This window comes from [Clostridium] innocuum (genome assembly GCA_012317185.1).
Classification (GTDB): domain Bacteria; phylum Bacillota_I; class Bacilli_A; order Erysipelotrichales; family Erysipelotrichaceae; genus Clostridium_AQ; species Clostridium_AQ innocuum.
Genome location: CP048838.1, coordinates 2,686,491 through 2,700,200, shown reverse-complemented (window position 1 = coordinate 2,700,200; position 13,710 = coordinate 2,686,491). Strand labels below are relative to the sequence as shown.

The following is a 13,710-nucleotide window of genomic DNA, read 5'->3' as shown; positions in this document are numbered from 1 at the left end:
ACGGTATGACACATACAACATTACGCTCTGAGGAAATGTTTGATTTATGTACCCAGATGTCGATGATTCTCGCAGGCGGACTATCTGTCGAGGAGGGGCTGGAAATCATAGGGGACGATACGGAGAATCCGCATATGAAGGAGGCAGCCGGATGTCTGCTGGAAAAGGTACATGTCGTGGGTTCCTTCAGCGCGGCGCTGGAAGAGGCTCCGTATTTCGACACGTATGCCAAGAAAATGGTTGAAATCGGGGAAATCAGCGGTCATCTCGATAATGTTATGAAGGAGCTGGCGCTATATTATGAGCGCAGCAGTGACCTGAAGCAATCCTTGAAGGAGGCACTGACCTATCCCTCGATTCTGTTATTGATGATGTGGGCGGTAGTCGGCATTATCGTATGGAAGGTTCTGCCGATATTTGAAAAGGTTCTTTTGCATATGGGAGCTGCCCTTCAGGGGACGGCCGTCTCCATGATGCGCTTTGGACAGCTGTTTGCCACAGCCTCCTTTATCATACTGACACTGTTCCTGCTGGGGGGGATTCTACTTGCAGTGACCTTTAGAAAATCAGGAGGAAAATCGTTCCTTTCCCATCTGTTTATGACAAAGCAGCTCTACCATAACATGGTCATGGCGAAAATGACCTATGCCCTGTCGCTGTTCATTACGAGCGGGTATGAAATGGAGGAGGCGCTGGGGTATCTTAGAGATGTTGTCGGGGATGAGGCGGTTCAAAAGAAAATTGATGCCTGCCGCAGTGATATGCTGGAGGGGAAAAGCTTTTCGCAATGTCTGCGCGAGCAGGCGCTTTATCAGGGAGTATATGCGAGTATGATCATCACCGGCTTTCACAGCGGGAAAAGTGATGAGGTCATGCAGAAGGTGAGCACCCTGTACGAGAAGGATGTGGATACCAGTATCTCAACCTTCCTGAATACCATTGAACCTGTCATTGTGATTGTTTTATCTGTAATCGTAGGAATCATTCTGCTCTCTGTCATGCTGCCGCTGATGAGCATTATGTCATCCATCGGATGATGAAACATAAGAAAAAAATGCTGGGTCTGCAGCTTTTTATGTTCATGGGAATCCTGGTCATGCTCTATTACGGATTTTCGATAGCTGACAGCGGACTCAGCAGGGAGGATGCACAGCGTGCTAAGGAGGCAATTCAGAAGGCAGCACTGGAATGCTACAGTATCGAGGGCGCATACCCCCAGTCGCTGGAGTATCTGAAGCAGCACTATGGTTTGTATATACAGGAGGATGCCTATCGCATCCGCTATCATTACATCGGGGCAAATATCATGCCGGATACGGATGTGTATCCAAGGAGTGAACAGCCATGAGACAACGACATTCCATTGATATTTTGTTCTCTCTATCGTTATTTACTGTATTTGTAATCTGTGCGTTTCTGGTGCTTCTGTTTCAGGCCGGAAGCTATCAGGCTATCATTAAGCAGGGGGAAGAGGTCGAGCGTATGCATACACCCCTGGCATATCTACGCGCAAAAATCAGAAGTGCGGACGAAGACGGGGCCGTATCTGTGAGACAGCTGGAGGACACGGATGCGATTGTAATACACGATAAGAAAGAACGTACTGTTACCTATATATATGAATATGAGGGAAAGCTGCGGGAGCTGTATGCGAGTGAGGAAGTGAAGCCGATGCTTTCTGCAGGGACATCACTGTTTACCGTTTATGACTTTGAAGCACAGGAAAATGGAGGTCTGCTGCAAGTGAGCATCCACGATGAGCAGGGGAAAGCCAGCCGTATGATGATGGAGCTGAAGAGTGAGTAAGGAGGAAGCGCTATGCGGGAGAGTCATGCAAATAAATCGATATCGTTTCTGATGGAGCTCATCTTTGTGCTTTTCTTCTTTACCCTGGCGAGTGCGGTTTGTGTGCTCGTTTTGGGAACGGCAAAGGATAAAAATAATCTGGCTGCAGATACGCGGAATGCGCTGCAATATGGAGAAAATCTGGTGGCACAGCGAAAGATTCCCCAGGTACAGCAGGCAATGCAGAAGAAAATCTTTTACTTGGATGAGAACGGAAACCGGTCATCTTCGCAGGCAGGATATTATCGGGTTGAAATTGAACAGAAGAAAGCGGTTGAAAAAAGTGGTCGGGCACTTTGTGAGCTTTGTATTTACCGCGATGACAAAGAGCTTGTACGTCTTCCCTTTCTGCTGGAAGGGGGCGTTCAAAAATGAAGCTTGAAAAGCGCGGCGTGCAGATTGGTCTGGGAGCATCCAGTATCTTCATGATTTTCGTCGTTTTGTGTATGATGATCTTGTCAGTACTTTCGTACACACGCTCATTACAAAACGAAAAAATTGCACAGCGAGAGAAGTTGTATCAGGAGGCAGTTGCCAAAAGTGATGCGGGAGCACAGCTGCTGATTGATGAACTCCGGCAGTATCCAAAGCAAACCCTGCAGCAAAGTCTGAAACAAAGCAGGGTGCAGTCGCTGCTGCAGGAATATGCGATGAAAACGGATTGGGAGCAGGATGAGCTGCTTGTGACAATACCGGTTCAGGATGCACAGCAGCTGCAGCTGAGATTGCAGAAGCAGGGAAGTGCTGTTCATATAAAAGCATGGAAAACAATTACGAAGGGAGATGCACTGTGATGGTGACAATCGAACAGATGCTGAAGGAAGCAATCGCAAGGGATGCTTCGGATATATTTTTAGTAGCAGGGCATCCATATGCCTTTAAAATCAATGGAGAAATTCACTCCATGCAGGAAACCAGGCTGATGCCCAATGACACAGCTCAGCTGATTCAGGAAATTTATCAGTATGCGCTGCAGAATACCTATGAGGATTTTCTCAAAAAAAAGGATGATGATTTTTCCTTTTCCATACCGGATGTCGGGCGGTTTCGCTGCAATGTCTATCTGCAGAGAAATTCGCAGGCAGCGGTTCTGCGCGTTGTCCGCTTTGAACTTCCTGATCCTGTTGAATTGAATATACCACAGGTCATCACATCTCTTGCGGCGGTGAAAAAGGGAATGATTCTGGTAAGCGGGCCGGCTGGGTGCGGAAAATCAACGACGCTCGCCTGCATCATTGATAAAATCAACGAAAGCCGCAACGTACATATCATAACGATAGAAGATCCGATTGAATATCTGCACGCCCATAAAAAAAGTATTGTTTCTCAGCGGGAGGTGTATCACGATACACAGGATTATTTAAACGCGCTGCGTTCTGCCCTGCGGGAAGCCCCGGAGGTCATACTGGTTGGAGAAATGCGGGATCTTGAGACGATCAATACGGCAGTTACTGCCGCAGAGACCGGACATTTAATTTTATCGACCCTTCATACCATGGGGGCAGCCAATACCATTGACCGCATGATTGATGTATTTCCAAGTGAACAGCAGCAGCAGATTCGCGTACAGCTGTCCATGACGCTGCATGCTGTTATCAGTGAACAGCTGGTGCCGGCCACAGATGGGGGTATCATACCTGTTTTTGAAATTATGATTGTCAATCCGGCGATTCGTACGCAAATCAGGGAAGGAAAAATTCATCAGCTGGAAAATTCCATGATTGCAGGAAGGGATCAGGGCATGATAACCATGGATGAGAGTCTTATGAAGCTGTATGAAGAGGGCAGAATTGATAAGGAAGCTGCACTGATGTATGCGAGTAACTCGGAACGCATGCGTAAAAAGTTAAATATGTGACGGCGAAGGCGCATGGCTTTCGCTTTTTTTCATATACTAAAGGAAAACAGACAAAGTATTAAAACTGTATAAATACACAGGCATGAAAACGCGCTATACTGAAACCAGATAGAAGTAGCATATGTATATCAAAACATAGGAGGAGATTTGTATGAAGAGACAGACAAAGAAACTTGCTGCAGGTGCAGCGGCTGCTGCAGCGGGTATTGCAGCAGCAACGGCAGTGCGTCATGTTACGAAGAAACGCGAACAGAGTGCCCAGAGCATGGTGAGCAGCGGAAGAGAAGGGGAACGGCAGGCCTATCTGATTGGCGGCGGTCTGGCTTCCTTATCGGCAGCGGCTTACCTTATTCAGGATGGCGGCTTTCATGGAGAGAATATTCATATCATGGAAGGGATGAGCATCCTTGGCGGAAGCAATGACGGTGCAGGGACGATGCAGAATGGGTTTGTCTGCCGCGGGGGCAGAATGCTGAATGAGGAAACCTATGAGAATTTCTGGGACTTGTTTTCCTCCATTCCTTCTCTGGACTGGCCGGGAAAAAGTGTGACCGAAGAAATATTGAATTTTGATCACCTGCATCCAACGCATGCGCAGGCAAGACTGGTGGATCGTTATGGCGTGATTCAGGATGTGCGCAGCATGCAGTTTAACAATACCGACCGCTTTCTGATGACAAAGCTGCTTGCAACACCGGAAGAAAAGCTGGATGATGTAACCATTGAACAGTGGTTTAAGGATAGTCCGCATTTCTTCACTACAAATTTCTGGTATATGTGGCAGACAACCTTTGCTTTTCAGAAATGGTCTAGTGCATTTGAATTCCGCCGGTATATGAATCGTATGATTCTGGAGTTTCCACGCATTGAAACGCTTGAGGGAGTAACCAGAACACCATACAACCAGTATGAATCTGTGATTCTTCCGTTAAAGGTATATCTGGAGGGCTTTGGTGTGGATTTCAGCATTCGTGCTGTTGTCGAGGATCTGGATTTTAAGGAAGACAGTGTAACAGTTACAGATATTCATCTCTTGGAAAATGGAAAACAGCGCACCATCCATCTGGAGGACAGTGATTTATGTATTATGACAAATGGCTGTATGACAGATTGTGCAACGCTTGGTGATTTTAAAACACCGGCACCTTATGAACCAAAGGATCCGATTTCAGCGCAGCTGTGGAAACGAGTTGCAGAAAAGAAGCCGGTTTTGGGCGATCCAACGCCATTCTTTGGTAAGCCGGAGGAGACCAACTGGGAGAGCTTCACTGTCACGATGAAAGGGAACAGGATGCTGAAAATGATTGAGCAGTTCTCCGGCAATATTCCGGGCAGTGGTGCACTTATGACCTTTAAGGATTCCAGCTGGCTGATGTCCATTGTAGTGGCAGCACAGCCACATTTCAAGGCACAGGATGCCAATACAACAATTTTCTGGGGCTATGGCCTGTATACGGATGCGCTTGGTGATTACGTGAAAAAACCGATGCGGGAGTGCAGCGGTGAGGAAATTCTGATGGAGCTGATTCACCATCTGCATTTTGAAGAGAATACGAAGGATATCATGGAATCCGTAGTGAACGTCATCCCATGCATGATGCCGTATATCGATTCACAATTCCAGCCAAGAGCGATGAGTGATCGTCCGCTGGTTATCCCAAGCGGCTCTACCAATTTTGCCATGATTTCACAATTTGTGGAGATTCCGGAGGATATGGTATTCACGGAGGAATATTCTGTACGCGCAGCACGTATGGCAGTTTACGGACTGCTTGGTATTGAGAAGAAGCTGTGCCCGGTGACACCGTATCATAAAAATCCAAAGGTTCTCGCAGTCGCAGCAAAAACAATGCTTCGCTGATAAGTCCATACACGTTTAGAAAGCAGTTATCAGCAGTTGAAGCTTTCGCACAACCTGCAGAAGATTGGGGTTACTGAAGATCTCTTCCTGCTTTGACGAAAAAACAACAGGATAAACAAAAAGGGTCACTTTCATCTTTTTTACGATGATATGGATCCTTTTTTCATGATTCTGGGATTTATCTGTTAAGAATCCTTCTCCAGATCGGTCTTCTGATGTTTAGAAGCAGAGACATGGCTGTGAGAAATTTGCCATTTGTGATTGTCCTGCAGCTCCATAAATTACAGATTACCTAAACATTGCAATACAATACTGCAGACATTCGATATAGTAAAAGGGAGGCAGCAGTAGGATCAGCTGATGTATACCTTTGATATTGAGGAATGCAGGTTAACGCTGCCACCGCAGATCAGCGAAGACTTTGACCAGATTATGTATGAAGTGCCAATGAGTATTGTGAAAGCCGGTACGGTAGAGAGAGGAAGCATACCGGAATTCATACGCTTTTATAATGCGATGCTGTCCGGGGAACCGCATGGCTATTTCGAGGTGAAAAACGTAAAAAGGATGGTACCTGCTGCTGGTATTCCGCAAAGTATTCCATGATTTATGATAAAAGAATACGCTTTGTTTTTTTCATAAGGCACATCCTGATAAGAAAAAGCGAAAATCAAGCTTGCTCCATGACTCCCGCTGATTACTTATCACCATTTTCAAATGTATTATACGGCATCTCCTTTGTTTTATAAACGCTTTCTGAAGGGCGAACATATCGCTTAGAGGGATAGAATAGTTTGAGTTTAGATCTTAAAGCTCTGCGATATAAGAATAAAATAAGATGTGCATCAGCGTATTGATAGCGATGGCAGCATGTAGACAGCCTGCATTTGCGCACTTTCTCTTATGCTGCATATTTCTGTATAAAAAAACGGTAGGGTTCTCTGTAATTTTTGAGAGGCTATAGAATCGGAAGCCTATAAGGGCAATAAGAAATACCCTTAACTGTAAAGAAAGCTACGCTTTTGTCAAAACACGCAGGTGTTCTTCAGTACAGCCATAAAGTTGGTCAAATCGTTGGTCAAGTTTTCAAAAAGCACAAAAAAAGCCGATAATTATCGACTTATTTGATATATGGAGGGAGAACGGATGATAAAACAAAATATTATCTCCTCGACCTCGACACCTCTGGTCAACTACATTTTATACCCTATATATAGAATTGTAAACCTTTTTTTCAAAAAATTAAAATGGCAATATCTGCATCTGCCTTCTGTTATTCACTTCTCTAATTTTTCAATTTTGATGATGGTCTTGGTATTCAAATCTAAATGAATACAAAGGAATGATCTTTTGATGATCTGTTTTTGTTCTAAATATGTATACTCATTGAATTTTTTTATTGCTTTATTTCTCAATCTTTTCATATCCTTATCTAGATTCCTTTTCTTAGATAGCAGTTTCTTGCGCTCTGCGATATAAGAATCATCATCGAGGTAACCCTCTTCATATTCAAAGTCAAGGAATTTTAATCGTTTCCCTATTTTGCCTATCCTTCTGGAGATACCTTCTACAACTTCAAAATTCGTAGTCTCATCCAGAATTTCATTGATATGATGGATTATTTTATTTAAAAGGATCTGTTCGTTGATCCTCTTTTTACAACTAGGACAATAATAATATTTATAGACTCTTCTTCCTTTTCTATTTCCGTTGCGCGGATAGTGGATCGTAGGAATCTCACTACACCAGCAATCACAGTCTTCACATTTGATTAGATTTTTGAATAGATATTTGTAATGATATTCTTTCCTTCTCCCATGCAATATTTTCTGTATCTCTTCGTAATATTTCTGTGAACAATATGCCGGAGAATGATCTCGTATGTCAACATACGATGTCAAGAGTCTTCCATATATGATAGGATCCGTGACTGCTCTGTAGATTTTTGTATAAGACCAGTGTACTCCACAAGCCTGTTTGGAATCTAATTCGATTGCCAGTGAGTCCAATGATCTTTTGTAATCATGAATCTGAGTTAGGATATATAGCATCGTTTCGACATATGCAATATCGATTTCTACTTTTCTTCCTTTAGCATTCTCACCTGGATTATTCTTAAATAGATATCCGGTAGGTGGCATCTTTCCTCCTTTTGTGTAATTACCTTTGTAAGCTGATGTGGTTAGACCTATACGTGTTCTCTTACGATCACGATGCACTTCTGTTTCATCGGAAAGTGTAATGATCCGTGGACCGATCGTCTTATCCGGATGTAATTCGATATCTTCTAAACTAGCCCAATCTCTATTATCAGAGATGACGGTGACATTGTACTTGCTAAAAACATAACGAAGAGAGTTGCAATGATTCGCATCTCTGGATAATCTGGATGCTAACCAGACATAGATGATTATTTCTTGATCCGCTGCAGCTATGGCCTTCAACATCTCCTGCATATGGGGACGCTTTAAAGCTGACGTTAGATAACGATACTTTTGAAAACACTGGAAAATCAAGGTTTTTCGAGCGACGGACAAGCAGGGTATTGTACTAAAAACTGAATACGACGCAGAAGCGGCGTTTCTTACTCTCTACATGGGAGAACAGGAACGCCGCTTTTTTCATGCCCTTTGTTACGCAGTAGGGGCAGAAAAAGCCTTGCTACAAGCGGTTTTCCGGGTGTGTATCTGGCGCGGCAAGGGATTTATACCTTATCCCCCGAAACTGCGCTTCTACTGCGTAACAAATCCAAAGCAAAGGAGCTATGAACTATGGCAGTTTTCAGAGTGGAACGGAACAAGGGCTACACCGTAATGAGCAACCACCACCTACGCAACAAGGAGCTTTCCTTAAAGGCAAAGGGGCTGCTGTCGCAAATGCTGTCACTCCCCGAAGATTGGGACTACACCTTGAAAGGCTTATCCCTTATCAACCGGGAGAAGATAGACGCTATCCGCGAAGCCATTAAGGAGCTTGAACGTGCCGGGTATATCGTCCGGTCAAGGGAGCGCGACGAGAAAGGACGCTTGCGGGGCGCGGACTATGTGATATTCGAGCAGCCGCAGCCGCCTACGCCGGATTTACCTACATTGGAAAATCCAACATTGGATAATCCAACGCAGGAAAAACCAACATTGGAAAAACCTACGTTGGAAAATCCGACGCAATTAAATAAAGATATACAAAGAACTGACTTACCAAAAAAAGAAAAAATAATTACTGATGAACAAAGTACCCATTCCATTCCTATCCTTTCCCCTAACCCCTCTCCTTGCAGAGAAGCGGCTACGCCGCCGGAACGGAAAGGAACGGAAGCGACAGCACAGAGCGCAGTTGATATATACCGGGAAATCATCAAGGACAATATCGACTACCACATTCTCAAACAGGACATGAAGTTTGACAGTGACAGGCTTGACGAGATTGTAGACCTCATGCTTGAAACCGTATGCACCGCCAGAAAGCGGGTACGGATTGCGGGGGACGACTACCCGGCAGAGCTTGTGAAGTCAAAGTTTATGAAACTAGACGGCGAGCATATCCGCTTTGTGCTTGACTGTATGCGGGAGAACACAACCAAAATCCGCAACATCAAGCAATATCTGAAAGCCGCCCTTTTCAACGCCCCGTCCACAATCGGCAACTATTACACTTCCCTTGTCGCCCATGACATGGCAAGCGGCGCACTGTCACCGAAAAAGCCGCAGTACGGCGACCCGGACTATTATTCATGCAATGAGGGCGAAAGCCTGTAACCACCCACAACCACAAAAGGAGGATTTTATTATGGCACAGAAAATGACAGGAGCATTGGTATTTGACGAGCGCACCGACCGTTACGACATCCGCTTTGACTTAAACAGCTACTACGGGGGCTTGCATTGCGGCGAGTGCTTTGACGTATTCGTGCGGGGCAAGTGGAAGCCGACCCGGATTGAGTACGGCGACAACTGGTATCTTGTGGGTATCAGAGCCGAGGACTTGAACGGGCTGCGGGTGCGTATCTGACCGCCGCCCCATAAAGAAACGCGAAAGGAGGACGCGACAAATTGCAGGACGAAGTAAACGAAAAGACCATAGCCCTTTACATCAAGACCGGGAAGCTGACCGCGCAGACGCTCCAAAAGGCAATGAAAGCCATACTGTCAAAGGGCAAAAAGCAGCTTGCAAAACCGCCACAGGGCAAGCAGAGCTTAAAGCAGCTTATGAAGCAGAACGCGGGCGTTTCCAACATTGAGATTACCGAGGGCAATATCAAAGCCTTTGAGAGTACGGCGAAAAAGTACGGTATCGACTTTGCGCTGAAAAAGGACGCGACGGAAAGCCCGCCCCGCTATCTGGTTTTCTTCAAGGGGCGGGACGCGGACGTGCTGACCGCCGCCTTTAAGGAATTTTCCGCAAAAAAGCTGACACAGGAGAAAAAGCCCTCAATCCGAAAGCTGCTCTCTACCCTCAAAGAAGCTGCACAGGGCAAGAACGCGGAACGGGCAAAGGTCAAGAACAAAGACAGGGAGGTATCGCTATGAAGCCGGAAATCAAGAAGCTGCTTATCTTAAATCTCCCGTATCTGCTCTTTGTCTGGCTCTTTGATAAAGTGGGCGCGGCTGTCCGGCTCTCCCCCGGCGCGGACGCGAGCGCAAAGCTGCTACATCTTGGGGACGGTTTTACCGCCGCCTTTTCCAGTATCGCGCCGAGCTTCTACCCGGCAGACTTAGCTTTAGGCATTGCGGGGGCGGTCATTGTCCGGCTGATTATCTACACCAAAGGCAAGAACGCGAAGAAATACCGCCGCGGGACAGAATACGGTTCGGCGCGTTGGGGCGGGGCTGACGACATAAAGCCGTACACAGACCCGGTATTTGAGAACAATATCCCCTTAACGCAGACGGAACGGCTCACCATGAACAGCCGCCCGAAGCAGCCGAAATACGCAAGAAACAAAAATATCCTTGTAATCGGCGGTTCCGGCAGCGGCAAGACCCGGTTCTTTGTGAAACCGTCGCTCATGCAATGTACGTCAAAGGATTTTCCAACGTCGTATATCGTCACTGACCCGAAAGGAACACTGATTTTGGAAACCGGGAAAATGTTACAGCGGTACAAATACCGTATCAAAGTGCTAAATACGATTAACTTCAAAAAATCCATGAAATACAATCCCTTTGCCTATCTGCGGAGCGAAAAGGACATTTTGAAGTTAGTCAATACCATTATCGCCAACACAAAAGGCGACGGGGAAAAATCCGGCGAGGATTTCTGGGTGAAAGCGGAAAAGCTCTACTACACCGCGCTAATCGGCTATATCTGGTATGAAGCCCCGGAGGACGAGAAAAACTTCACGACGCTGCTTGAAATGATAAATGCGTCGGAAGCCCGCGAGGACGACGAGGATTTCCAGAACCCGGTTGACCTCATGTTTGAACGTCTGGAAGAAAAAGACCCGGAGCATTTTGCGGTCAAGCAGTACCGCAAATACAAACTTGCGGCGGGCAAAACGGCGAAGTCGATTTTGATTAGCTGCGGCGCGAGGTTATCCCCATTCGACATTAAGGAACTGCGGGAGCTTATGGAAACCGACGAAATGGAGCTTGACACCATAGGCGACAGAAAGACCGCCCTTTTCGTCATTATCAGCGACACCGACGATACTTTTAACTTTGTCGTGAGTATTCTCTACACACAGTTATTCAACCTTTTATGCGACAAGGCAGATGATGAATACGGCGGGCGGCTTCCCGTCCATGTACGGTGCTTACTTGATGAATTTGCGAATATCGGGCAGATACCAAAGTTTGAAAAGCTCATTGCAACGATACGGAGCCGGGAAATATCCGCGTCAATCATCTTGCAGAGCCAGTCACAGCTAAAAGCAATCTACAAGGACAACGCCGATACCATAGTCGGCAACTGCGACACCACCCTTTTCTTGGGCGGCAAGGAAAAAACGACGCTCAAAGAAATATCGGAGATTTTAGGCAAGGAAACGATAGACAGCTTCAACACTTCCGAAACAAGGGGGCGGGAGCTTTCGCATGGGCTGAACTATCAGAAATTGGGAAAGCAGCTTATGACGGAAGATGAAATCGCAGTCATGGACGGAGGGAAATGTATCTTGCAGCTACGAGGGGTGCGCCCGTTCTTTTCGGACAAATTCGACATAACGAAGCACCCGAAATACAAGTACCTGTCCGACGCAGACCCGAAGAACGCCTTTGACATGGAAAAGCACCTTAAACGCCGCCCCGCCATTGTCAAGCCCGACGAGGTTTTTGACTATTACGAGATTGACGCAGCAGACTTACAGGAGGACGCAGACCATGAGGAAACGTAGCGCAGAGGAAAAACAAAAGCAGCTTGAACGGTTTTTAATGAATGTTGCGGAAGCCGCCGACGCTGCATTATGGGAGTATTGGCGGGAAAAGGAAGCGGAACACCGCCGCTTTGCAACGGAGTATGTCACGCGCCGGGGGCTTATCCCGCAACAATGACAGCATGGCAGACCGCCGGGGGACAGGGGAAGCTACACTTCCCCTACGCTGCCTTGCGGCAGCTACCCCTTTGTGAACTTGTGGGAAGCGAACACCTTGCTGCGCAAGCTATTCACTTCCCGCAAGTCTGAAAAAAACGTCCGGCAGCACAGCGGGACACAGAAAGGAGCGATTGAAGCAATCACATCTATCCATACCGGCTACATGATACGCGCCCCCACTTTCCGGCGCAGTACACAGCGGCAAAATCCGCACCCCTTACAACTGAATACCGCCGCGCCGCAGGACTTACGCAGCGCGGGGACAGCCGCCTTTACCAGAGGGCGGTTTTTTTGTGCGGCGGCATATGCTGACCGCCTTTTGTCCGCTTGTCGGACAGCCGCAGACGCGGCAGAAAGGATATATTTATGGCATTTTTCAATAGCGCAGTAGACGTTTTGCAGACCCTTGTTGTAGCACTTGGAGCCGGGCTTGGTATCTGGGGGCGTAATCAATCTGATGGAGGGCTACGGCAACGACAATCCGGGCGCGAAAAGCCAGGGCATGAAGCAGCTCATGGCGGGCGGCGGCGTTGCCCTTATTGGCATGACCCTTGTACCGCTGCTTTCCGGGCTGTTCGGTTAAGAAGCGCGGGTAAAGGCTTATGCAGAGCATACTTGACGCGATTAACGAATGGATAAAGGAAATCCTCATAGGAGCCATAAACGGTAATCTGTCAACTATGTTCGGGGACGTGAACGAGAAAGTCGGCACTATCGCCGCAGAGGTAGGGCAGACCCCGCAAGGGTGGAACGCAAATATATTCTCCATGATACAGACGCTTAGTGAGAATGTAATCGTACCCATTGCGGGGCTTGTCATTACCTACGTCCTATGCTATGAGCTTATCAGCATGGTAACGGAAAAGAACAATATGCACGACGTTGACACTTCCATGTTCTTCAAGTGGGTGTTCAAGGCGTTTGTGGCAGTCTACCTTGTGACGCACACCTTTGACATCACTATGGCGGTGTTCGATATGGCGCAGCACGTTGTTTCCGGCGCGGCGGGGGTAATCGGCGGCAGCACAGAGATTGATGTTGCCGCCGCCCTTGCTTCCATGCAAAGCGGGCTTGACGCTATGGAAATCCCCGAACTGCTCTTACTTGTCATGGAAACAAGCCTTGTGAGCTTGTGCATGAAAATCATGTCCGTACTGATAACCGTTATCCTCTACGGGCGTATGATAGAAATTTACCTTTACTGTTCGGTATCGCCTATCCCGTTTGCAACTATGACTAACCGGGAATGGGGGCAGATAGGAAACAACTACCTAAAATCCCTGTTCGCTATCGGTTTTCAAGGCTTCCTCATTATGATATGCGTCGGCATTTACGCCGTACTGGTGAACAACATGATAATAGCGGACAATCTGCACAGCGCGATATTCTCCCTTGCAGCCTACACCGTTATCCTCTGTTTCTCCCTGTTCAAATCCGGCGCACTGGCGAAGTCGATTTTTTTCCGCGCATTAGCGGCGTGTCAAGGGCAGGGTGGAGATTTTCAGAGCGAAGCGGCGAAAATACGACCCGACCTTGACGCGGTTAACCCCCATATAATACGGGCGGGCAAAGGGCATAGATTGACCTTTGCCTTGATTACCCTTATGGAAAATTACA

15 protein-coding genes and 2 pseudogenes are annotated in these 13,710 nt (G+C 46.9%); 16 read left to right on the top strand and 1 reads right to left on the bottom strand.

Going from position 1 to position 13,710, the window contains the following annotated elements:
- Window positions 1-5: 5 nt before the first annotated feature.
- From G4D54_13145 to G4D54_13110, 8 genes are all read left to right on the top strand, one after another.
- Window positions 6-1,037: a type II secretion system F family protein gene (locus G4D54_13145; GenBank protein ID QJA03315.1), complete on the top strand. Its 1,032-nt coding sequence runs from the start codon at window positions 6-8 to the stop codon at window positions 1,035-1,037.
- The gene (locus G4D54_13140; protein ID QJA03314.1) at window positions 1,034-1,348 is read left to right on the top strand and encodes a hypothetical protein; all 315 of its coding nucleotides are present in this window, start codon (window positions 1,034-1,036) and stop codon (window positions 1,346-1,348) included. The genes G4D54_13145 and G4D54_13140 overlap by 4 nt, the downstream gene beginning before the upstream one ends.
- A complete protein-coding gene (locus G4D54_13135) occupies window positions 1,345-1,806 on the top strand; it encodes a DUF4860 domain-containing protein (protein QJA03313.1) in 462 nt (153 codons plus the stop codon). Before G4D54_13140 ends, G4D54_13135 begins: the two co-directional genes overlap by 4 nt.
- A 12-nt stretch (window positions 1,807-1,818) precedes the next feature.
- Window positions 1,819-2,220, top strand: coding sequence for a hypothetical protein (locus tag G4D54_13130; protein ID QJA03312.1), 402 nt, complete (start codon window positions 1,819-1,821; stop codon window positions 2,218-2,220).
- Window positions 2,217-2,639 carry a hypothetical protein gene (locus tag G4D54_13125; protein QJA03311.1) on the top strand — a complete coding sequence of 141 codons (423 nt, stop codon included), beginning with the start codon at window positions 2,217-2,219 and terminating at the stop codon, window positions 2,637-2,639. Before G4D54_13130 ends, G4D54_13125 begins: the two co-directional genes overlap by 4 nt.
- On the top strand, window positions 2,639-3,703 hold the full coding sequence (locus tag G4D54_13120; protein QJA03310.1) for a PilT/PilU family type 4a pilus ATPase: 1,065 nt from the start codon (window positions 2,639-2,641) through the stop codon (window positions 3,701-3,703). The genes G4D54_13125 and G4D54_13120 overlap by 1 nt, the downstream gene beginning before the upstream one ends.
- A gap of 151 nt (window positions 3,704-3,854) precedes the next feature.
- On the top strand, window positions 3,855-5,564 hold the full coding sequence (locus G4D54_13115; GenBank protein QJA03309.1) for an oleate hydratase: 1,710 nt from the start codon (window positions 3,855-3,857) through the stop codon (window positions 5,562-5,564).
- 360 nt (window positions 5,565-5,924) lie between these two features.
- Complete coding sequence (locus G4D54_13110) at window positions 5,925-6,170, top strand: hypothetical protein (protein QJA03308.1); 246 nt, start codon at window positions 5,925-5,927, stop codon at window positions 6,168-6,170.
- A gap of 671 nt (window positions 6,171-6,841) precedes the next feature.
- On the opposite strand, the gene G4D54_13105 is transcribed toward G4D54_13110, so the two are convergent.
- Window positions 6,842-8,101, bottom strand: a complete 1,260-nt coding sequence (locus G4D54_13105; protein ID QJA03307.1) for a recombinase family protein — start codon at window positions 8,099-8,101, stop codon at window positions 6,842-6,844.
- Window positions 8,102-8,335: 234 nt separating this feature from the next.
- Here G4D54_13105 and G4D54_13100 point away from each other — a divergent pair, with 234 nt between their 5' ends.
- From G4D54_13100 to G4D54_13065, 8 genes and pseudogenes are all read left to right on the top strand, one after another.
- Window positions 8,336-9,319 (top strand): helix-turn-helix domain-containing protein, encoded by a 984-nt coding sequence (locus G4D54_13100; GenBank protein QJA03306.1) that lies wholly within the window; start codon window positions 8,336-8,338, stop codon window positions 9,317-9,319.
- 31 nt (window positions 9,320-9,350) lie between these two features.
- Window positions 9,351-9,572, top strand: coding sequence for a DUF5348 domain-containing protein (locus tag G4D54_13095; protein ID QJA03305.1), 222 nt, complete (start codon window positions 9,351-9,353; stop codon window positions 9,570-9,572).
- A 41-nt stretch (window positions 9,573-9,613) separates the two neighbouring features.
- On the top strand, window positions 9,614-10,090 hold the full coding sequence (locus tag G4D54_13090) for a PcfB family protein (GenBank protein QJA03304.1): 477 nt from the start codon (window positions 9,614-9,616) through the stop codon (window positions 10,088-10,090).
- Entirely contained in the window at window positions 10,087-11,895 is a 1,809-nt protein-coding gene (locus G4D54_13085; GenBank protein ID QJA03303.1) for a type IV secretory system conjugative DNA transfer family protein, read from the top strand. Before G4D54_13090 ends, G4D54_13085 begins: the two co-directional genes overlap by 4 nt.
- Window positions 11,882-12,052 (top strand): hypothetical protein, encoded by a 171-nt coding sequence (locus G4D54_13080; protein ID QJA03302.1) that lies wholly within the window; start codon window positions 11,882-11,884, stop codon window positions 12,050-12,052. Before G4D54_13085 ends, G4D54_13080 begins: the two co-directional genes overlap by 14 nt.
- 72 nt (window positions 12,053-12,124) lie before the next feature.
- The gene (locus tag G4D54_13075; GenBank protein QJA00896.1) at window positions 12,125-12,484 is read left to right on the top strand and encodes a hypothetical protein; all 360 of its coding nucleotides are present in this window, start codon (window positions 12,125-12,127) and stop codon (window positions 12,482-12,484) included.
- Window positions 12,460-12,676: pseudogene (locus tag G4D54_13070) on the top strand (conjugal transfer protein). Before G4D54_13075 ends, G4D54_13070 begins: the two are co-directional and overlap by 25 nt.
- A gap of 19 nt (window positions 12,677-12,695) precedes the next feature.
- Window positions 12,696-13,553: pseudogene (locus G4D54_13065) on the top strand (hypothetical protein).
- The last annotated feature ends 157 nt before the right edge of the window (window positions 13,554-13,710 follow it).

Excerpts from the sequence above, each read along its gene's own strand:
- G4D54_13145 (QJA03315.1), top strand. The coding sequence starts at position 6 with ATGACACATACAACATTACGCTCTGAGGAAATGTTTGATTTATGTACC.
- G4D54_13140 (QJA03314.1), top strand. The coding sequence starts at position 1,034 with ATGATGAAACATAAGAAAAAAATGCTGGGTCTGCAGCTTTTTATGTTC.
- G4D54_13135 (QJA03313.1), top strand. The coding sequence starts at position 1,345 with ATGAGACAACGACATTCCATTGATATTTTGTTCTCTCTATCGTTATTT.
- G4D54_13130 (QJA03312.1), top strand. The coding sequence starts at position 1,819 with ATGCGGGAGAGTCATGCAAATAAATCGATATCGTTTCTGATGGAGCTC.
- G4D54_13125 (QJA03311.1), top strand. The coding sequence starts at position 2,217 with ATGAAGCTTGAAAAGCGCGGCGTGCAGATTGGTCTGGGAGCATCCAGT.
- G4D54_13120 (QJA03310.1), top strand. The coding sequence starts at position 2,639 with ATGGTGACAATCGAACAGATGCTGAAGGAAGCAATCGCAAGGGATGCT.
- G4D54_13115 (QJA03309.1), top strand. The coding sequence starts at position 3,855 with ATGAAGAGACAGACAAAGAAACTTGCTGCAGGTGCAGCGGCTGCTGCA.
- G4D54_13110 (QJA03308.1), top strand. The coding sequence starts at position 5,925 with ATGTATACCTTTGATATTGAGGAATGCAGGTTAACGCTGCCACCGCAG.
- G4D54_13100 (QJA03306.1), top strand. The coding sequence starts at position 8,336 with ATGGCAGTTTTCAGAGTGGAACGGAACAAGGGCTACACCGTAATGAGC.
- G4D54_13095 (QJA03305.1), top strand. The coding sequence starts at position 9,351 with ATGGCACAGAAAATGACAGGAGCATTGGTATTTGACGAGCGCACCGAC.
- G4D54_13085 (QJA03303.1), top strand. The coding sequence starts at position 10,087 with ATGAAGCCGGAAATCAAGAAGCTGCTTATCTTAAATCTCCCGTATCTG.
- G4D54_13080 (QJA03302.1), top strand. The coding sequence starts at position 11,882 with ATGAGGAAACGTAGCGCAGAGGAAAAACAAAAGCAGCTTGAACGGTTT.